Origin of the sequence: Hymenobacter sp. HSC-4F20 (assembly GCF_019599275.1) — a bacterium.
Lineage (GTDB): Bacteria > Bacteroidota > Bacteroidia > Cytophagales > Hymenobacteraceae > Hymenobacter.
This window is the reverse complement of record NZ_JAHZTD010000004.1, coordinates 342741-360903: the sequence shown is the minus strand read 5'-3', so window position 1 is coordinate 360903 and position 18163 is coordinate 342741. Positions and strand designations below refer to the sequence as shown.

The 18163-nt window shown below is 58.1% G+C and carries 19 protein-coding genes; 8 read left to right on the top strand and 11 right to left on the bottom strand.

Translation table 11 applies throughout. The annotated features are described in order from the left end of the window. Positions 1 to 96: 96 nt before the first annotated feature. The 9 genes from K3G63_RS20245 to K3G63_RS20205 form a co-directional block, all read right to left on the bottom strand. Positions 97 to 873 (bottom strand): DUF6089 family protein, encoded by a 777-nt coding sequence (locus tag K3G63_RS20245; protein WP_220615951.1) that lies wholly within the window; start codon positions 871 to 873, stop codon positions 97 to 99. A gap of 39 nt (positions 874 to 912) precedes the next feature. Further along, a complete protein-coding gene (locus K3G63_RS20240) occupies positions 913 to 1815 on the bottom strand; it encodes a DUF6089 family protein (RefSeq protein WP_220615950.1) in 903 nt (300 codons plus the stop codon). A 124-nt stretch (positions 1816 to 1939) separates the two neighbouring features. Then, positions 1940 to 2833 (bottom strand): NAD kinase, encoded by an 894-nt coding sequence (locus tag K3G63_RS20235; protein WP_220615949.1) that lies wholly within the window; start codon positions 2831 to 2833, stop codon positions 1940 to 1942. A gap of 37 nt (positions 2834 to 2870) precedes the next feature. Next, positions 2871 to 4379, bottom strand: coding sequence for a POTRA domain-containing protein (locus K3G63_RS20230; RefSeq protein WP_220615948.1), 1509 nt, complete (start codon positions 4377 to 4379; stop codon positions 2871 to 2873). Beyond that, complete coding sequence (locus tag K3G63_RS20225; RefSeq protein ID WP_220615947.1) at positions 4348 to 5025, bottom strand: CBS domain-containing protein; 678 nt, start codon at positions 5023 to 5025, stop codon at positions 4348 to 4350. The genes K3G63_RS20230 and K3G63_RS20225 overlap by 32 nt, the downstream gene beginning before the upstream one ends. Positions 5026 to 5166: 141 nt before the next feature. Then, on the bottom strand, positions 5167 to 5943 hold the full coding sequence (locus tag K3G63_RS20220; RefSeq protein ID WP_220615946.1) for an alpha/beta fold hydrolase: 777 nt from the start codon (positions 5941 to 5943) through the stop codon (positions 5167 to 5169). Between the two features lie 4 nt (positions 5944 to 5947). After that, positions 5948 to 6562 carry an aminodeoxychorismate/anthranilate synthase component II gene (locus K3G63_RS20215; RefSeq protein ID WP_220615945.1) on the bottom strand — a complete coding sequence of 205 codons (615 nt, stop codon included), beginning with the start codon at positions 6560 to 6562 and terminating at the stop codon, positions 5948 to 5950. Positions 6563 to 6637: 75 nt separating this feature from the next. Then, positions 6638 to 7159, bottom strand: coding sequence for a CvpA family protein (locus tag K3G63_RS20210; protein WP_220615944.1), 522 nt, complete (start codon positions 7157 to 7159; stop codon positions 6638 to 6640). Between the two features lie 122 nt (positions 7160 to 7281). Then, entirely contained in the window at positions 7282 to 7746 is a 465-nt protein-coding gene (locus K3G63_RS20205; RefSeq protein WP_220615943.1) for a GatB/YqeY domain-containing protein, read from the bottom strand. Positions 7747 to 8111: 365 nt separating this feature from the next. On the opposite strand from K3G63_RS20205, the gene K3G63_RS20200 reads away from it, so the two are divergent. The 8 genes from K3G63_RS20200 to K3G63_RS20165 all read left to right on the top strand — a co-directional run bounded on the left by K3G63_RS20200 (position 8112) and on the right by K3G63_RS20165 (position 15645). Next, positions 8112 to 8825, top strand: a complete 714-nt coding sequence (locus K3G63_RS20200; RefSeq protein WP_220615942.1) for a pyridoxine 5'-phosphate synthase — start codon at positions 8112 to 8114, stop codon at positions 8823 to 8825. A gap of 87 nt (positions 8826 to 8912) precedes the next feature. Then, a complete protein-coding gene (gene mnmH, locus K3G63_RS20195) occupies positions 8913 to 9965 on the top strand; it encodes a tRNA 2-selenouridine(34) synthase MnmH (protein WP_220615941.1) in 1053 nt (350 codons plus the stop codon). Further along, positions 9955 to 10344, top strand: a complete 390-nt coding sequence (locus K3G63_RS20190) for a VOC family protein (protein ID WP_220615940.1) — start codon at positions 9955 to 9957, stop codon at positions 10342 to 10344. Before mnmH ends, K3G63_RS20190 begins: the two co-directional genes overlap by 11 nt. A gap of 16 nt (positions 10345 to 10360) precedes the next feature. Then, entirely contained in the window at positions 10361 to 11422 is a 1062-nt protein-coding gene (gene selD, locus K3G63_RS20185) for a selenide, water dikinase SelD (RefSeq protein WP_220615939.1), read from the top strand. Positions 11423 to 11432: 10 nt separating this feature from the next. After that, positions 11433 to 12026 carry a hypothetical protein gene (locus K3G63_RS20180; protein WP_220615938.1) on the top strand — a complete coding sequence of 198 codons (594 nt, stop codon included), beginning with the start codon at positions 11433 to 11435 and terminating at the stop codon, positions 12024 to 12026. A 166-nt stretch (positions 12027 to 12192) separates the two neighbouring features. Further along, positions 12193 to 14118 carry an ATP-binding protein gene (locus K3G63_RS20175; RefSeq protein ID WP_220615937.1) on the top strand — a complete coding sequence of 642 codons (1926 nt, stop codon included), beginning with the start codon at positions 12193 to 12195 and terminating at the stop codon, positions 14116 to 14118. A gap of 25 nt (positions 14119 to 14143) precedes the next feature. After that, positions 14144 to 14923, top strand: a complete 780-nt coding sequence (locus K3G63_RS20170; protein ID WP_220615936.1) for an alpha/beta fold hydrolase — start codon at positions 14144 to 14146, stop codon at positions 14921 to 14923. A 14-nt stretch (positions 14924 to 14937) separates the two neighbouring features. Next, positions 14938 to 15645, top strand: coding sequence for an SAM-dependent methyltransferase (locus K3G63_RS20165; protein ID WP_220615935.1), 708 nt, complete (start codon positions 14938 to 14940; stop codon positions 15643 to 15645). 57 nt (positions 15646 to 15702) lie between these two features. On the opposite strand, the gene feoB is transcribed toward K3G63_RS20165, so the two are convergent. Together feoB and K3G63_RS20155 are read right to left on the bottom strand one after the other, a co-directional pair. Beyond that, a complete protein-coding gene (gene feoB, locus K3G63_RS20160; RefSeq protein ID WP_220615934.1) occupies positions 15703 to 17883 on the bottom strand; it encodes a ferrous iron transport protein B in 2181 nt (726 codons plus the stop codon). A 9-nt stretch (positions 17884 to 17892) separates the two neighbouring features. Continuing rightward, on the bottom strand, positions 17893 to 18159 hold the full coding sequence (locus tag K3G63_RS20155; RefSeq protein ID WP_220615933.1) for a FeoA family protein: 267 nt from the start codon (positions 18157 to 18159) through the stop codon (positions 17893 to 17895). Positions 18160 to 18163 lie beyond the last annotated feature (4 nt).

Sequence of the window (18163 nt, the reverse complement as noted above, 5' to 3'; positions counted from 1 at the left end):
AACAAGTTGCAGCCTGAGGCCTTTATACGAACAAACCCTGGCGTTTAGTATGCCAGGGTTTTCGGTGGTCATTAGGAGGCAGGAAGCAGCATTGGGTTACTTTTTGCTTCTTCCTTTATCTTGGCTATCGTCGGGGCACCGGATCTTGTAAAAGGTGTATGAAACGCTCAACCCGTTGTAGAAGTACCAATCTTGGTCGTGCGGGTTGCCCAATAACTCGTTCGTAGCTTTTGAGCCACTACCTGCAGGCAGATCGGAGCCATTATAGCCATCTAGCTTGTCGGTGAATGCTTTACGGGCCCCAGCTTCCAAGCCCAGGTTCCAATGTGTTGATAAAGCATACTTAATTCCAACTCCTGCTGGTACGGCTATTCCCAACAGGTTTTGGTATTTGCTATTTGCTATTCCTTGGCCTTCGGCCGCAGTATGAGCGTAGAAGCCTGCTAGGCCTACAAATACGTAGGGCGTGAAATGAACCTTATCGTGCCGGTCATGGTAGTCGAAGAAATTATACTCCAACACTCCGGAGGCTTCCAACAAACTGCCTTTCATATTTGCCTGCCGATACGCAGCTAGCGGTGCATTCCTATTGTTTACGTCTTTTACGCTACCATCGGCAGCCCGCAGCATACCGGCCGTAAGACCAGCCCGGAGTGTAACAGGGGCAGAAACATCTTTCCGATAAAAGGCTGTCAGAGCTGGACGATTATTGCGAAACTGATAAGCGGGGGACAGTTCGCCTTTGTACGTCAGGCCTCCAATTCCAAGACCTACCTCACTGGTATTCTGTGCGACGGCCGCTTGGGCAAAAAAAACACTCCCTACCGGCAATAAGCCGATAAGGAGTGTTGTAGGGAGTTTCGGATGGGTCATTAGACTGGCTGTTGGTGAAATCGACAGCCAGTTGACTGGCTACCGGAATTTGGGGCTTCTTACTCGTGGAGCAAGGATGTAATTCACTGATACGCCCAGCGTGGTGTACCAGTCTTTTTCGTTGCTCTTGCCACGCATCTCGCCGCCCTGAACGGACTTTGTGTACGTATTAGCTACTTCTTTAGTAATGTCCCAGCCGAAGTATTGGGCAGCACCGCTGGACAAAGCAGTACGATCAGACACATAGTTACCGCTTACATCGTCAAGATAGTCAGTAAACGTTTTGCGGAAGCCAAGTTCCAAGCCAACGTCGAACTGCTTGTTCAGCTTGTAGCGAGCACCAGCACCGAAAGGAATTACAAACTGCGTAAGAGAATACGCATCAGCTTGGCCTTCCGTTCTCAGCGGCTGCAGAGCAACGTACGAGCCTTCAGAAATATTATTGCTGTTGGGTCCTATCAGGCCCTTTGGGTTATGGTGAATTACGCCTACCCCAGCAAATACGTAGGGAACGAAATCAGGACGACGAATGTAGTTATTACGGTTCTCGATCAGGTCGAATACGCCGGTTGCGGCGAACTCCAGAATATCATTCCGGAAGTTCATGTTCCGGTTGTAACGGTATTTAGCGTCGCCATCGTTCTGATCAGCAGCTTTGGAGTCGTCGCCGGTGATGCGACCGTAGGCTAACGAAGCCCGACCCGAAATACGCGGCGCGAAGCGACGGGTAAAGGTCAGGCCCAAGTTAGGACGCGTAGCGCCGGCCCGGAAGCTTGGAATGCTCGGCTTGGGGGTGATGTCCCCAAAGTAGTTCATCGCATTTAGGCTCACGCCAACGGAGTTGTACTGCTTCCGCTTGCTGAATTGCTGCGCACTCGCTTCCGTTGCTACCAGTGCGAGGGCCAGCAGCAAGGCCGTAGTGTAGGTGAAGAGTTGCTTCATATTAAGCGAAGGTTAGAAATATTCAAGTTGAGGGATGCGAAAATCGTACGGACACGGTCGCAGTCAGCGACAAAAGTAGAAGATGATGTGAACTTTAAAAACTATTACCGTAAAATCTCTATTCTTAAATAGGTATGCCGGCGGGGTTCCGACGGTCAAGACCCCAATTCAACTTACTGCGCAAGGTACTCAGGAAGTTAACATGATTCAGCTTTACCAGTCGAGCGTTAAAGTTTTCTCGGCGAACAGCAATCTGAATTCCGGCCTCTACTGTTTCGGAACGGGAGTCGAGCGAGAGCAAAAAATTATTACTCCGGCCTTCTATTTCAAAAGAAATAACGCTCCGGTCTGAGACGATAAGAGGGCGTACATTCAGATTGTGGGGGCATACGGGAGCAATAATGAAATTGTTTGTTTGTGGCAGCATAACTGGCCCGCCACAGCTTAGTGAGTAGCCTGTGGAGCCCGTGGGCGTAGCGACAATGAGACCATCGGCCCAGTAAGAGTTCAGGTATTCTCCGTCTATGTAGGTGTGTACTACAATCATGGAGGAGGTATCCCTCTTAAGGATACTAAACTCGTTGAGGCCGAAGTTGATAGAGCCAAACGTATCCGGATCAGTATCTACCCGGATCAGACTCCGGTCTTCCAGAACGAAGTGCCCTTTAAAGAGAGAATCAAGGGCAGGAGTGATTTTATCGGGTGAGATAGTGGCCAAAAAGCCAAGCCGTCCGGTATTGATGCCGAGGATAGGAATTTGGAGCGGGCCCACGTAGGTCACCGTATCCAGCAGGGTTCCGTCGCCGCCTATACTGAGCACGAAGCGCATTCCCTGCAGAGAGTCACCGCGGCGGAAGGTGCTGATGCCCACCGGCAACTCTACCCGCTCGCTTAAATAGGCATGGAACGATTCAAGAATGCAAACTTCAGCTTGGCGCCGGGTTAGCTCTTCTACCATCTCGCGCATGAACGGCGTGAGGTCGTCGTTGAAAGGCTTCCCTAGAATGGCAATTTTCATAATAAAAACTTAACCTAGCTATTGGTACGCAAGATGGCTAGATGGGGAACTGAGTACGGAAAAAGAGGCCACCTTGCCGCTCCCGGGTGCGTGCATACTCTAACGTAAACACCCAGTCGTAGTACGTAACCAAGTGAAGCGCGGCCCCACCAGAAGCCAGCAACCGATTAGGCAGACGATTCGTTGACAGTTCCGTGGGTTGACGCACGTACCCCACATCGGCAAACGCATTGGCGTAGACGACCAGCGGAATTGTGTTAAACTTTGCTGTCCGAAGCCCCTTGAGTTGGAGCTGTCCAACATCCAACAACCGATACGTGAGCCCCTGTTGGAGCAAGCCATAGTGGCGTCCATCTACTACGTACGCATCATACCCCCGCACCAAAGCTTCGTAGCCCAGCGCCCGGTTATCGGCGTAGGCTAGCGTATGGGCTGCTAGACGGAGTTGAGTTAGTGCGCCAACACTGTAGTAGAACGGTCCGCCAAGGGCAACGTAGCGGGCGTAGCGCCCGCGCAAAGTCAGAATATCAGAACCGCCGCTGGCGAGAAACGACCGATAAGATAAAGACACTTGCACGTACTGCCCGGTGAGGGGGTAGGCAAAGGTGTTCCGCTGATTCAGGGTGCTGACCAGGATGAATTCCAAGTACTTTCGTTCAGGCCCGTGCAGAAAGTAAGCAGGGTTGTAGTACAGCACTGAATCGGATACTTGCTCGTGATGGTACGAGACGTCGAAGGCGGTCAGATGCTGGACCGTACGGCGCCACCGCACCCCCACCGTGGCGTATTGGCGCTGGATAGGAAAATTGGACTCCTGGCGCAAATTCACCAGCTTATCCCGCATGGTAATGTAGTCCAGCGCATGGCTGCGGTAGTAAGAGAAGCCGGTCCCAAACCCAATGCGCCGACGCCGACCATACCCAGGCGCTTCGTAAAACAGCTCGTATTTGCGGTTAAAGCCCAGCTGCAGATTTCCCAGTAATTGCTCATTGCGGCCGCGGAAGTTGCGCCGGACCAGGTGCAGGCCGTAATCAACCCGCTGCCAACGGTCGGGACGGTTAAGCCATGAGCGAAAGTTGCGGTCAGCCAAGGAGAAAATAGGCACGGGGAAGGTGTACCACCGCTCTTGCACACTGTAAAGGATAGTAAGCTCGCCGTCGCGGCACACAGCTTGCATCAGTACCTGATGAAAGAGTTGCAGATTAAACACCCGGCGCCGGTTGGCTTCCAGGCGTTTGCTCAGTGTAGTCGCCTGTAAGGTGTCCCCCTCCCGAAAATCCAGCTCGGCCCGGAGGACGGGTTCTTTAGTAACCTTATGGCCTACGAAGAGGATACTCGCTACCCGCAACGTGGAATATCCGGGGCATTGTGCCTGTACCAGACTATCAGTAGCCGTGCGGCGCAGAGAATCCGGCGGAAACCAATTGGAACGAGTAGCCGACGCTGCCGCGGGTGCCGATGACAGCAAGCCCAGCAGTAACGTCAATACATACAGCAGCACCTTCCTGACCAGCTCAAATGTTGAGGTAGCGCAGCAGAGCGTCATAACGCTGCTGCTCGTCCTCGCTCACTTCTTCCGTACCACTAAACTGCGCCGTGATGGAGTACCCAAACCGCTCCAGTGTAGCAATGATGCGGGTAATATTAGGGGTATTGAGCTTTAGAGTCAGACGGATGCGGTAGGGGTCGTGCTCATCTTGAGCGACGTGGGCACTGATGATTTTGGCATTGTTTTCCTCCACGTAGCGGCTAATCTGCGTGAGGGAATAGTCCCGCTCTTCCATGGCCAGCACAATGATGCCCTGCTGGCTGCTGGCTACGGGCATTTTGCCAAACGCCGCCAGCGTATCGCTCACGGTCACTACCCCCAGATACTCGTGCTGGTCGTCCAGAACCGGCACTAGCTGCACCTTATTCTGTACTGCTAACTCAATGATGTGGTAGAAGTGCTGGTCGCGCTGCACATGCACATTGGCGTAGCTCAAGTCTAGGTTACCCAGCAGCTTATCGTTGGCTTCTTGGTCCAGTAGGTCCGACTCCGTGACCAGGCCGCGGTAGCTGCGGTTATCGAGTACTGGAAGCTGGCTTACGTGGAATTCCTCCAGCCAGCGAGCTGCCTTCTCCATAGAGTCCGTCACTTTAAGGGGCGGAATCATTTGATTTAATAAATCCTCGGCAATAATGGAGTTCATAGGGCGGGGCTAGCTGGAAGCAAAGAAGGCAGAAGCGCTACGAAAGGAACGGCTGGCAAGCATACATACGTACGAAGCTAGCTAAAAGAGTGGCGCGACCAAGCGAAGAGTTGCACCACCCACTAAAAGCGACGAGCACAGTTAATCCGCTACGGCTGCAGTAGTACGGCTCAGGAACTGCTGCAGCAACTGATTAAACTCGTGCGGACGCTCCATCATGGGGGCATGGCCGCAGTGGTCGAGAAAGCGCAGCTCCGAGTTTCTGATTAGCCGGTTGAACTCGTGGGCTACTACCGGCGGGGTAATGGTGTCATTCAGCCCCCACACCAGCAGGGTAGGAACCTGGATGCGCTGCAACTCCTTGGCCAGGTTATGCCGTTGAGCAGAGCGGGCAATGCTGATGATACGCAAGCATTTAGCATTAGAGTTGGTCACACTAAACACCTCATCTACCAGTTCAGGAGTAGCCACGGCCGGGTCGTAGAAGGTATACGCTACCCGTTCCTGCACGTAGGCGTAGTTGCCCCGCTTAGGAAATGAGCCGCCCATGCTGTCTTCGAACAGGCCGCTGCTTCCCGTCAGGACCAGGCGGGAAACGCGGGGAGCGTTGCGCAGGGTATACACCAGCGCAATGTGGCCGCCGAGGGAGTTACCCAGCACGGTACAGGGTTCCGCGAGGCCTACCTCGGCCAGGAAATCCTCCACAAAGTTTACCAGCCCTGGCACGCCAGCTTTGGTTAGCGGCATGTCGTAAATCGGCAGTAAAGGAATAACTACGCGGTAGCGGGTCTCGAACTCAGCTACTACCTGCTGCCAATTGCTAAGGGCTCCGAACAAGCCGTGCAGCAGTAGCAGCACCTCGCCGGTACCCTCGTCTACGTACTGAAATCCATTTTTTTCCTTGATCTGCAACTCCATCGTCTCAGGAAATATGCTGCGCAGCCGGGAAGACTGCGGCAGGTGATGCAATGATACAATTCTGAACCCAGTTGCCCAGCAGAGCTAGGCCATTGGGGGTCAGCAGCGCCTCGGGATGAAACTGTACCCCGTACAACGGCAGCGTACGGTGGCGCAAGGCCATTATTTCGCCCTCGCCGGTGGTGCGAGCCAGAACTTCCAGGGGCGGCGGTACCGTACCGAGGACCAGCGAATGGTAGCGTGTGACGGGCATGCACGACGGCAGCCCCGCGCTGAGCGGATTTGGAGTCAGCCACTTTACCTCCGAAACCTTTCCGTGCATGGGCTGCGCGGCGCGCCGCAGCTCCGCCCCAAAAAACTCGCCCAGGGCCTGGTGCCCGAGGCAGACCCCCAGCATGGGCACCTGGTGGTGATACTCCTGAATGACTGCCGGCAGTATCCCAGCCGCGCCAGGAGTGCCCGGCCCCGGTGACAGCACAATACCATCAAACGCCAGCTCCCGCAGGGCCGACAAGGGTACATCGTTGCGGCGCACTACTACCTCACACCCCAATTGCTGAAGGTAATCCAGCAAGTTGTAGGTAAACGAATCGAAGTTGTCTAGCAGCAGCAGACGCATAGGATACAGAATATAGGTAGAGCATAGTAACTGCTTAGGTACCCTACTGGTTGCCGACTACACCGGCGGGCAAGGCTAAAATACCTGACGCACCTTATCGAGCAGACTACCTGCAAAAGGAAGCACAAAGCTTACTATACTGAGTGCCAAGGGGGTAGCTTCACGTACCACGGGCAATACCTGAGACTCGGCTAGTAACCCAGGAGAAATCAGCTCCAACCCAGCCATGCCAATGCCGTGCAGCAGCAAGCTCAGGCCCAATATCCACTTCAGCACCCCGCTTAGAGCCCCGCCCAGGCTGTCGAGCATGCCCAGCGGAGTCAGGTGCACGGCCGAGCGCAGGAAGCCGCCCAGCAGGTGGATGCCCCAGCCGATACCGGCGAATACGAGCAGAAATGATACCAGCGGCAGCAGCCCGAAGGCCTCTCCTACGTACTGACGAACTACGGGAATAGCGTCGTTGAGCAAGGCCAGCCCACCTACTACGCCTAGCACGAGTGCCAGCAACGAAGCTACCTCCAGCAGCAGGCCGCGGCGAAAGCCCTGCACCGCTCCAATGCCCAGCGGAATAAGCAACAGAATATCAAAGGCCGACATGTGGGGAGGGTGGGCCAGTAGCGGGCAGGCAAGCGGCCGAGAAGATTAGGGGCAGCATAACTACAGGGAGAAGTACTGCCCCAAACCCCTCGGAGACGCGCACCGGCCGGCTACCGTGCCCCTTACACGTTCGTGTTATTCAGCAGATTGTTCACCACCTGAGAAATCTGGCGGCCATCGGCCTGGCCGGACAGCTCGCGGGCTGCTACGCCCATTACCTTACCCAAGTCGGAGGGGCCGGTAGCCCCCACGCGCTGGATAATGGCTACTAGCTTTTCCACCAGATCAGCCTCCGAGAGCTGCTGGGGCAGGTACTCCTCAATGATGGCCAACTCCGCCAACTCTACCTCTTCCAAGTCGGAGCGGAACTGCTTCTGATAGGTTTCAGCGGCTTCGCGGCGCTGCTTGGCAGCCTTGGTCAGCAGCTTGATTTCGGCGTCGGGGGTAAGCGCAGCGCCGTGCTGGCCCTCCGCTGTTTCAGCCAGCAAAATCTGCGACTTAATGCTGCGCAGGGCCGTGAGACGAACTTTATCTTTGGCCAACATGGCCTTCTTAATATCGGCGTCGATGGTTTCTTTCAGAGCCATAGCTAGGGGGAATAATGGAAATACAAGATTACGGCTTATTCCGGATACTAGGCCGTTTCCGGTCCATCAGGGCCGGGTACCGGATACAGTACGCAGGACAGCATCCGGCTGATCTGCCCAACAGCTACGGCGGGGCTCAGTTCATGGAAGCCGGCAAACGGGGGTGGAGCGAGCGGCGAAGCGGCATCAGGTTGCCGGATTATCAGTACCTCTACTCTAGTGCTACGCTGCACGGTAGCAAGCCTTGCCACACAGCAGGTGGCAGCGCAAGCCCGTAGTCTGGGCTGCGGAGGCAACCGGAAAGCGAGGCCCGCTGTTTGAGGTTGTATCTTTGGTTTCCTACTCCTCAACCGGCTGCCCCCGATATGACGAAGCTTAGCGTAAACATAAATAAAATTGCCACCCTGCGGAATGCCCGCGGCCACAACCGCCCCGATCTGCTGCAGGCTGCCCATGACTGTGAGCGGTTTGGCGCCCAAGGCATTACGGTGCATCCCCGCCCCGATGAGCGCCATATCCGCTACCAGGATGTGCGCGACCTGAAGCGCGTGGTCGCCACGGAGCTGAACGTGGAGGGTAATCCGACCCCCGATTTTCTGGAACTGGTGCGGGAAGTGCGCCCCGAGCAGGTAACCCTGGTTCCGGACGCACCCGACGCTATTACCTCCAATGCCGGCTGGGACACGGTGCGGCACCAATCGTACTTGCAGGATGTTGTGGCCGAATTGAAAAGCCTGGGTGCCCGCGTCAGTATTTTCCTTGACCCCTTGGTAGAGTTGGTGCACGCTGCTGCTACTACTGGTACCGACCGGATTGAGCTTTATACCGAGGACTACGCCCGCCACTACCACGCGGGCCGGGAGCAGGCCATCCGGCCCTACCGGGAGGCAGCCGTAGTGGCGCAGCAGCTCGGGCTGGGGCTCAATGCCGGCCACGACCTCGACCTAGACAACCTGGCGTACCTGCACCAGAACTTGCCGGGCTTGGCCGAAGTCAGCATTGGGCACGCCCTAATTTGTGATGCCCTGTACCTAGGGCTGGAAAACACGATTCAGCTGTACCGCCGCCAACTTACCTAGCGGCCGCGCTACCGTAAGATCCTAAGCCGCGGCGCGGCGCAATCCGGTACCTGCTGCCTAGCTGTTTATTACCCCTTCGTATTTCTTATGCCTCGCCTGCCCCTCCCCGATTTTCTACAAGGCCCCACTCAAGCGCCTATTCTGGATGTGCGCGCGCCGGTTGAGTACGCGCAAGGCCACATTCCCGGGGCCATCAGCTTTCCTTTATTTTCGGATGAGGAGCGGGCCCGCATCGGCACAACCTACAAGCAGATGAGCCAGGAAAAGGCCGTGCTGCTGGGCCTGGATTTTTTTGGTCCGCGCATGAGCCAGATGGTGAAGCAAGCCCAAAAGCTAGCCCCACACAAGCAGGTGCGTGTGCACTGCTGGCGGGGCGGCATGCGCAGCGGGGCGGTGTTGTGGCTGCTGGAGCTGGCGGGCTTTCAGGTGCACCTGCTCAACAAGGGCTACAAAGACTACCGCCACTGGGCTCTGGCACAGTTTGCTCAGCCTCGCTCCCTGGTAGTGCTGGGCGGCCTCACCGGCTCGGGCAAGACGGATGTACTACAGGCTCTGGCGGCGGCGCAACAGCCCGTGCTGGATTTAGAGCACCTGGCTACCCACAAAGGCTCCGCTTTCGGGAGCATTGGGTTGCCGGCTCAGCCTACCCAGGAGCAATTCGAAAACAACCTAGCGGCGGTGCTGGCTACCCTGCATGCCGAGGTGCCAACCTGGGTGGAGGACGAAAGCCGTACCATCGGAAGCGTGCACGTGCCGCCGCCGCTGTTTGCCCAGCTGCACACGGCCCCGCTACTGACCCTGGAAATTCCGCGCCAGGTGCGGGTGCGCAAGCTGGCCGAGGAGTACGGGCGCCACGACCCCGCCGCGTTGGCCGCTAGCGTCCTGAAGATTCGTAAGCGCCTGGGCGGGCTGGCTACCAAGGAAGCCTTGGCCGCCATTGGCGAGGATGACATGGAAAAGATGGTGAGCTTGGTACTGGACTACTACGACCGGACCTACAGCCACGGCCTATCTGAGCGGCCTGTCGTGCGCGTAGTTTCCGACACCGCCGACCCACTGATAAACGCCGAGCTGGTACAGCGGGCGGCGCTGAAAGCGAACTTTCTTACCTTCAGTCAGCCGATTGGGCATGGTTCCTAAGCTGCGGGTAGCCCGCCCCACCGATCAGCTGGCGGCGGTGGTTCGTTTTTACCGCGACGGGTTGGGCCTGCTTGAGCTAGCTTCTTTTAAAGCCCACCACGGCTTCGATGGGGTAATGCTGGGCCATCCACAAGCACCTTATCACCTTGAATTTACGCACCAACCAGGGCATACTGCCGGGCGGGCGCCAACCCAAGACCACCTCCTGGTGTTCTACCTTCCTGACCCTACGGAATGGCAAGCCGCCGTCGGCCGGATGAGGGCACGCGGCTACCTTCCGGTGCCAGCCTACAATCTTTACTGGGACCAATTGGGGCTTACTTTTGAGGACCCGGACGGGTATCGGGTGGTGTTGCAACACGCCGCTTGGAATTACTAATCACGCGCACTTTCTTATGTCTTTCTCCGCCGAACCCACCACCGACCAGATTCGTCTTACTCAGTACAGCCACGGCGCGGGCTGCGGCTGTAAAATTGCGCCTAAGGTGCTGGACCAGATTCTGCACACCAGCATTCCACAGCCCCACAACGACAAGCTGCTGGTGGGCAACTCCTCCCGTGACGACGCGGCCGTGTACGACATTGGCGGCGGGCAGGCCCTAATTAGTACTACCGACTTCTTCATGCCCATCGTCGACGACGCCTATGACTTCGGGCGCATCGCCTCGGCCAATGCCATCAGCGACGTGTATGCCATGGGTGGGCGGCCGGTACTGGCTATTGCCGTGCTGGGCTGGCCTGTGGATAAGCTGCCGCCCGAGGTAGCACGCCGCGTGATTGAGGGCAGCCGCAGCATTTGCGCTGAAGCAGGCATTCCGCTGGCCGGCGGCCACAGCATTGACTCCCCGGAGCCCATCTTCGGGCTGGCGGTTACCGGCTTGCTCGACATTGCCCATTTAAAGCAGAACGATACGGCTACGGCCGGCTGCGAGCTGTACCTGACCAAGCCGCTGGGGGTAGGTATGCTCACTACCGCCCAAAAGCGCGGTATCCTGCGGCCCGAGCACGCCCACATTGCCCCTCGCAGCATGATGCAGCTCAACCGCATCGGGCAGGATCTGGGCCAGCTGGAGGCCGTGCGGGCCATGACCGACGTCACGGGCTTTGGCCTGCTGGGGCACTTGGCCGAAGTATGCGAGGGGAGCAACCTTACGGCAGAGGTGGACTTCAGCCGGGTGCCGCGCCTGCCCGAGGCCGAAGAATACCGCCTGCAGAAATCCGTTCCGGGGGGCACCGTGCGCAACTGGGATTCCTACGGGCACAAAATCGGGGAGACTACCGAGGAGCAGCGCCAGTGGCTGTGCGACCCGCAAACCTCCGGCGGCCTGCTCGTGTGCGTGGAGCCGACGGGCCGGGCGGCGGTCCAGGCCGTATTCGCGGAGCACGGGCTGGCGCTGGAGCCCTTCGGGACGCTGCGGGCGCACGCCGCCGGTGAGCCATGGATTCTGGTGCGCTAGGGTGGCCTCCATGAAGCTTCTCCCGTTTCTGCGGCCATTGCTGGAGGCCGGGGCCGCCATTACGCTTATGGTAGTAGGCTTGCGTATCATCACCAGCTTTTTTACTCGTAAGAGCCGCATTTACCGTCCTACCTTTCTGCGGCAGTTTGCTCTGCTGTTCTGGCCGCTGCTGTGCCTGGGTGTAGGGCTGCCGTTTCTGGGCTCGTTTTTCTACGCCGATACCCTAGCCCCCCACGAACTAGTCTTGCTTACGGCCCTGGCTGCCGTGGTATTAGGCTTTTCTATGCCCGCCTTTGTACTACACAGCCAGTACTACGCCCGTAATCTGCACACTACCCTGGTGTTCGACGCCAAGCAAAATGTGCTGGAGGTGTACGAAGGACGGGTGCGGGTTCCGTTCGGCAAAAAGGACCTGGTGCGGGTAGAACGGGTTACCTGCCAGTCGGAGCGGGTGTTTTGGAGCAAGTACACGTACCTTAAGTTGCACCTGCAAACCGGTGAAGTACTTACCCTCACCTCCCTGCTTACTAATCTGGAGCCCGTTACGGAGTTTTTGCGCAATACGCCTTTGGAAAGAAAGCAGCGGTGGTTTTGCTGGGCCTAGCAAGACCAGCAGATTCCACTTAAAAAAACTAAGCGGAACGCACGCAGAGAAGGCACTCAATGCTTTCTATTTCATAGCATCTCTGCTATATTACGGAATCTAACCGCCTCTCCTTTGGGTTCCCTTGCTGGGTGCCACCCCCCCATCTATTGCCTATTCGTTGCTGATGCAGCGCCTGCTTCCTATCCTTTTATTACTGTGCCTTGCGTGCGGCCGCCTAGCTGCTCAATCGGCTACGGAGGCGGCCCTGCTTGGCCAGCTTCGCACGCACCCGTCCGATACCGGCCGGGTGCGGCTGCTCAACGCCCTATGCTACGAGCTGCACGACAGCGCCCCTACCCGGGCCCTGACCTACGGAGAGCAGGGCGTTGCGCTGGCCCGCAGCCTTCGGGACCAGTCCGGGCTGCTACAGGGGCTCCTGAACCTGGGCAGTTGCTACGCCAACCTAGCCGACGGACCGCACGCGCTGCAGCTGCAGCAGGAAGCCTTACACCTGGCCCGCCGGCTTAACAGCGCCGATGGAATTGTGCGTAGCTACGCGGGCATGGGCGGGGTCTACCACGAGCGCAATGACACGGCCGCCGCCCTGGTGAATTACCGCCGGGCCCTGGAGCGGGTGTACCAGCCAGGAGTGCGCGTACGCACGCAGCTAATGCTGTTCGGCAACTTAGGCAACCTCTATTTCTACCTGGGTCGTCGCCAAGAGGCGTTAGTGTTTACCCGCCGGGCCTTGCAGCTGGCGCGCCGTACCGGCGACCGGGCCGGCGAATCGCTCTACCTGGCTGATCTGGGCTCCTTCTACCTTCAGATGGACCAGCTTGAAACCGCGGAGGGGCTCTTACGCCAGGCCGTTACCCTGGTAGAGCCACTGAATACGCCCCGCTTCGAGGCGGGCCACTTGGAGCTGCTGGCCACGGCCCTGCTCATCAAAGGCGAAATTGAGGAGGCGGAGGAGCTGACCCGGCGGGCGTTGGCGCTTTCCCGCCGCATTCAGTACCGGGAGCGGGTATTAGATGCCTACAGCCTGATGGCTGAAATTAATGCCAGCCAGCGCAATTTCGAGCAGGCGTACGTCTGGCAGAACCGATTCCGGGACTTGAATGACAGCCTCAATAGCCGCTCCCGGGTGCAAACCCTTACCGCCCTGCAAACCCGCTACGAAACGGCGGAAAAAGAAAGCCAGATCCGGCAGCTGACTGAGCGGAGCGTCGTCTCGCAGCAGCGCAACCGGGCCCTATGGGGAGCTATTGCGGCATTGTTGCTAGGACTCAGTGGGATGGGCTTGCTGTACGGCAAACTGCGGCGCAGCCGGGCCGCGCTGGCTACCAACCACCGCATCCTGGAAGAAGCTACTCAGGAGCTGCGGCAACTGGCCGCTTCCAAAGACCGGCTGTACGCCATTGTGGCGCACGATTTGCGCGGGCCAGTCACCTCGTTTGCCGGCGTCACGGAGCTGATCGACTTTTACCTCAAACAGGGTGATGAGAAAGGGCTGCGGCGCCTACCCAACCTAGTACGGCAGTCAGCGCACCAGCTTAACCACTTGCTCGACAACTTGCTGAACTGGGCCGTAAATCAAACCGGCGAGCTAGCCTTTCGCCCCGAGCGGCTGTCGGCCATTGAGTTGCTGGTGCAGGCCTTGGAGCTATACGCCAACACCGCCGAGGCCAAGCAGATTACCTTGCAACTGGAGGCGCCCCCGGAGCTGGCCGTCTGGGCTGATGCGCACATGACCCAGACGGTGCTGCGCAACCTAGTGGGTAATGCCCTCAAGTTTACACCCTCCGGAGGAACCATCTGCCTGCGGGCCAAAGCCCTACCTGGCTCAGGCGTTCAGCTAAGCGTGGCCGACTCCGGTACCGGCATGGCCGCCAGCCAAGTGGCGGCGGTGCTGACCGACACCGGCCCCAGCCGACCGCTCAAGCGGGAGCCGGGCTCGGGTACAGGATTAGGGCTGCTGCTGTGTCGCGCCTTTATGCACCGGCAAGGTGGCAGCCTCGACATCAAGAGTGCGCCCGGGCAGGGCACCACCGTGTCGGTCACGCTGCCAGCGGCGCGCGGGCGCAGCGGCAGCGAACTGCTGGTCCTATGAGCAAAGTCCGCATCTTTGCGGGGCTATGCTACAACTTCACTTCCGCGAAATGGGGCAGGGTGCCCCGCTGGTCATTCTGCATGGTCTCTTCGGAACCCTCGACAACTGGCAGACGCTGGCCCGGCGCTGGGCGGAGGCTGGCCACCGCGTTATTGTGGTGGACTTGCGTAACCACGGCCGCTCGCCCCACGCCCCAGAACACACTTACAGCCTCATGAGCCAGGATGTACTGGGCCTCTTCGAGCAGTTGCAGCTGGGCCCCGAGACGACCCTGATGGGCCACAGCATGGGGGGTAAGGTAGCCATGCGCTTCGCCTTGGATTACCCACAGCGCCTGGGCAAGCTCGTCGTGGTGGATATTGCCCCGCGCTTTTCCGACATGCGCCATCAGGATGAAATTGTGGCGGGCCTGAACGCCGTGCCGCTGGCTACCCTGGAAAACCGGCAGCAGGCCGACGAGGCTCTGTCCCGCTACATCCGCCAAGTGGATGTGCGGCAGTTCCTGCTCAAAAACCTGTACCGCCGCGACGATAACTCCTTTGCCTGGCGCCCCAACCTAGCGACCCTGACGGCCGAAATGGAGGACATTGGCGCTGAGATTACCGCCGAACAGCCCTTTCTGAAACCTGCCCTGTTTATCCGGGGCGGTAAATCGGATTACGTCACGACTGAGGACAAGCGCTACGGCATCCCGGCCCTGTTCCCCAATTCCCAGGTGGAAACCGTGGTGGATGCCGGCCACTGGGTGCATGCCGAAAAGCCGGAAGAGGTATTCGGGCTAGTGAAGGCGTTTGTTAAACAGTAACCCGTGGCTAGCTCGTGAAAGGCACCCTGTATCTTATTCCAACGGTCCTGGCTGAGGACACAGCGGCCCAGGTTCTCCCCCCCCAGGTAGCAGCGCAGATAGCCGCCCTACGCTATTTTCTGGTGGAAAATGCCCGCACGGCGCGGCGCTTCATTAAAAGCGTAGCCCCGCAGCAGGTAATGGAGGAGTTGCGCATCGGCGTTATCGACAAAGACAGCACCGAAGCCCAGATTCAGGCGGCGCTAGCTCCCGTTGCTGCGGGCCAGGATGCGGGTGTCCTCTCCGAGGCGGGCTGCCCCGGTATTGCTGACCCCGGCGCCGAGCTGGCCCGCCGGGCCCATCAACTAGGCATCCGGGTAGTGCCGTTGGTTGGACCGTCTTCCCTGTTGCTGGCCCTGATGGCTTCGGGGATGAACGGGCAGAGCTTTGCCTTCCACGGCTACTTGCCCATTGAGCGGGCCAAACGCGTTGCTACCCTGAAAAAGTTGGAGCAACAAGCCCTGCAGCAACACCAAACCCAGCTCTTCATTGAAACGCCCTATCGCAACCTGCCTTTGCTGGAAGATCTGCTCCAGACTCTGCACCCCGGTACCCGCCTGTGCATAGCAGCCAGCCTCACGGCCGCAAACGAGCTGGTGCGAACCGATACTGTGGCAGGCTGGAAAAAATCGGGCCTACCTGATATCCATAAGCAACCCGCCGTGTTTCTTATCGGCCATTAACATCAGAAGGCCCGCGAAACCAAATTTCGCGGGCCTTTCAGATAAAAACACAGTATCCTACTTCAACAGCTGGTATACCACCAAGGACGAGACGTAGGCCAGGCCCGTCATGTAGAGCATTTGCAGAATAGGCCATTTCCAGCCCTTGGTTTCGCGGTAGGTAGCGGCCAGGGTGCTCATGCACTGCATGGCAAACACGTAGAATACGAGCAGGGAGAAGGCCCGGGCCGGGGTAAAGAAGGGCTGGCCATTGTCGTCTTTCTCGGCGGCGAGCTTTTGCTGCACCGTTTGCTGGTCGGCATCCTGGCCTACGCTGTAGATAGTCGACATCGTGCCCACGAATACCTCCCGGGCCGCAAACGAAGTAATCAGCGAGATACCCACTTTCCAGTCGAAGCCCAAGGGTCGAATCCCGGGTTCAATGAGGTGGCCGAATAGGCCGGCATAGGAGTTTTCGAGCTTCTCGGAGGCCACGTGGGCTTCCGTTTGTTCCGGAGTCAGGCCACGGGTAGCGGCTGTGGTACGTGCGTGCGTTTCAGCCCGGTCCAGCGCATCACCTGGCCCGTACGAAGCCAGCACCCACAGCAGAATAGATATAGCCAGAATAACCTTTCCTGCCTGAAACACAAAGGCTTTCACCTTCTCTACAATAGTGATACCCACGTTTTTCCAGCGCGGCCAGCGGTACACTGGAAACTCCATGATGAAGTAGCTGCGCTCAGTGGTTTTCAGCAGCAGCTTCATAGCCCAGGCCGAGAGAATGGCCGCAAAGAAGCCCAGCAAGTATAACCCCATCAGGGCTACCCCGCGCAGATTGAAAATGCCCAGCACCGGCTCGTCGGGCACTACCAGCCCAATGAGCACGGTATATACCGGGATGCGCGCCGAGCACGACATGAGCGGGGTCACAAAGATGGTAATGAGCCGGTCCTTCCGGTTTTCGATGGTGCGCGCGCTCATAATGGCCGGCACGGCGCAAGCTACCCCCGAAATCAGGGGCACAATGCTTTTGCCGTTCAGCCCGAACCGCCGCATAATCCGGTCCATCATGAAGGTCACACGGGCCATGTAGCCGGTTTCCTCCAGCACCGCAATAAAGGCAAAGAGCAGGGCAATTTGCGGAATGAAAATCAGCACGCCGCCCAGACCCGCCAGCACCCCTTCGGTGAGCAGGTTAACGAGCGGCCCGTCGAAATTTGACTGAATCAGGCTGTTAATCCAGGCTACACCCTGATCAATCAGGTCCATGGGGTAGCTGGCCCAAGCAAACACGGCCTGAAACATCAGGAACAGCACCCCGAAGAAAATCAGGTAGCCCCAGACTTTGTGGGTCAGAATCCGGTCGAGGCGGTTGCTGTACGGCTCGTTTTTCTCCGTCCGGGTTACCGAAACGCAGTTGAGCAGAATCTCATTGATGCGCTGGTAGCGGTTGATGGTTTCCTGGGCCTGCCGCGCCATGGGCTCGAAGCCGTACTGCTCGGTCAGCTCCTGAATGTAGGCCCGGTCGTCGGTCGTCAGGAAGCTGATGTGGCGGTACTGATGGGCATAGTGCAGAGCCAGGTAGTCGTTATGCAGATTGAAGTAGTAGCGAATCTGCCGAATCATGGGTAGCAGCTCTTCCTCCGGCTCGTAGAAGTGGGCCTTGGGGGCGCCCAGCGTCTGGGCCATCACAATCTTGAGGGCTGCAATGCCTACCCCTTTGCGGGCATTCATCGGAATGATGGGCACGCCCAACTCTTCCTGCAGGGTAGTAATATCGATGTGTATGCCGTGCTGCTCGGCTACGTCCATCATGTTCAGAGCCAACACCGTAGGCAGGCCCATATCGGCAAGCTGGGTGAACAGCAGCAGGTTCCGCCGCAGGTTGCTGGCATCGGCCGTTACCACCACGAAATCGGGATACTGGGCGCTGGTCTTGTCGTAGAACAGGTCGGTAATTACCTTCTCATCGAGGCTCTTGGGGTAGAGTGAGTAGGTGCCCGGCAAGTCGATGATTTCGGCTCGGTGCTGGGATGTGAGCTGGCTAATACCCGTTTTGCGGTCCACCGTTACGCCCGGAAAGTTGCCTACCTTCTGGTTAAGGCCTGTCAGCTGGTTAAACAGCGAGGATTTACCGGAATTTGGATTGCCCACCAGCGCAATGCGCGTGAGGGAGCCGGGGTGGCGCAGTACTTCGGGTTCCAGTTGGGCTGCTACCCCCGCGCCGGCCCGGCCGGAAAGTATTTGCCCGCCTGCCATGTACTCAGGTTATTTCAAAAGAATAGTTGCGGCTTCGCTAACCCGCAACGATAAGGTGTAGTCCGCCGTGTCGCCAATTACTACTGTGATGGGGCAGCCCAACGGAGCCCGGCTATTCAGCCGCACCTGCGTGCCCGGAATACACCCCATCTCCAACAGTTTTAGCGCCATTTCCGGGTCCTTCAGACAGCAAATGGTGCCGCTCTCCCCCAGCTGGAGGTCTTTCACGCTGCGAGGCGTGGCCGGCGTTGAGGTAAGAGTGGAGCGCTTGGACACGGGT

What these genes read in the sequence shown, in the direction of transcription:
- K3G63_RS20210 (WP_220615944.1), bottom strand. Translation starts at nt 7,159, where the DNA reads ATGTCGGCCTTTGATATTCTGTTGCTTATTCCGCTGGGCATTGGAGCG.
- K3G63_RS20190 (WP_220615940.1), top strand. Translation starts at nt 9,955, where the DNA reads ATGGTTCCTAAGCTGCGGGTAGCCCGCCCCACCGATCAGCTGGCGGCG.
- K3G63_RS20205 (WP_220615943.1), bottom strand. Translation starts at nt 7,746, where the DNA reads ATGGCTCTGAAAGAAACCATCGACGCCGATATTAAGAAGGCCATGTTG.
- feoB (WP_220615934.1), bottom strand. Translation starts at nt 17,883, where the DNA reads ATGGCAGGCGGGCAAATACTTTCCGGCCGGGCCGGCGCGGGGGTAGCA.
- mnmH (WP_220615941.1), top strand. Translation starts at nt 8,913, where the DNA reads ATGCCTCGCCTGCCCCTCCCCGATTTTCTACAAGGCCCCACTCAAGCG.
- K3G63_RS20215 (WP_220615945.1), bottom strand. Translation starts at nt 6,562, where the DNA reads ATGCGTCTGCTGCTGCTAGACAACTTCGATTCGTTTACCTACAACTTG.
- K3G63_RS20245 (WP_220615951.1), bottom strand. Translation starts at nt 873, where the DNA reads ATGACCCATCCGAAACTCCCTACAACACTCCTTATCGGCTTATTGCCG.
- K3G63_RS20175 (WP_220615937.1), top strand. Translation starts at nt 12,193, where the DNA reads ATGCAGCGCCTGCTTCCTATCCTTTTATTACTGTGCCTTGCGTGCGGC.
- K3G63_RS20200 (WP_220615942.1), top strand. Translation starts at nt 8,112, where the DNA reads ATGACGAAGCTTAGCGTAAACATAAATAAAATTGCCACCCTGCGGAAT.
- K3G63_RS20170 (WP_220615936.1), top strand. Translation starts at nt 14,144, where the DNA reads ATGCTACAACTTCACTTCCGCGAAATGGGGCAGGGTGCCCCGCTGGTC.
- K3G63_RS20225 (WP_220615947.1), bottom strand. Translation starts at nt 5,025, where the DNA reads ATGAACTCCATTATTGCCGAGGATTTATTAAATCAAATGATTCCGCCC.
- K3G63_RS20235 (WP_220615949.1), bottom strand. Translation starts at nt 2,833, where the DNA reads ATGAAAATTGCCATTCTAGGGAAGCCTTTCAACGACGACCTCACGCCG.
- selD (WP_220615939.1), top strand. Translation starts at nt 10,361, where the DNA reads ATGTCTTTCTCCGCCGAACCCACCACCGACCAGATTCGTCTTACTCAG.
- K3G63_RS20220 (WP_220615946.1), bottom strand. Translation starts at nt 5,943, where the DNA reads ATGGAGTTGCAGATCAAGGAAAAAAATGGATTTCAGTACGTAGACGAG.
- K3G63_RS20230 (WP_220615948.1), bottom strand. Translation starts at nt 4,379, where the DNA reads ATGACGCTCTGCTGCGCTACCTCAACATTTGAGCTGGTCAGGAAGGTG.
- K3G63_RS20240 (WP_220615950.1), bottom strand. Translation starts at nt 1,815, where the DNA reads ATGAAGCAACTCTTCACCTACACTACGGCCTTGCTGCTGGCCCTCGCA.
- K3G63_RS20180 (WP_220615938.1), top strand. Translation starts at nt 11,433, where the DNA reads ATGAAGCTTCTCCCGTTTCTGCGGCCATTGCTGGAGGCCGGGGCCGCC.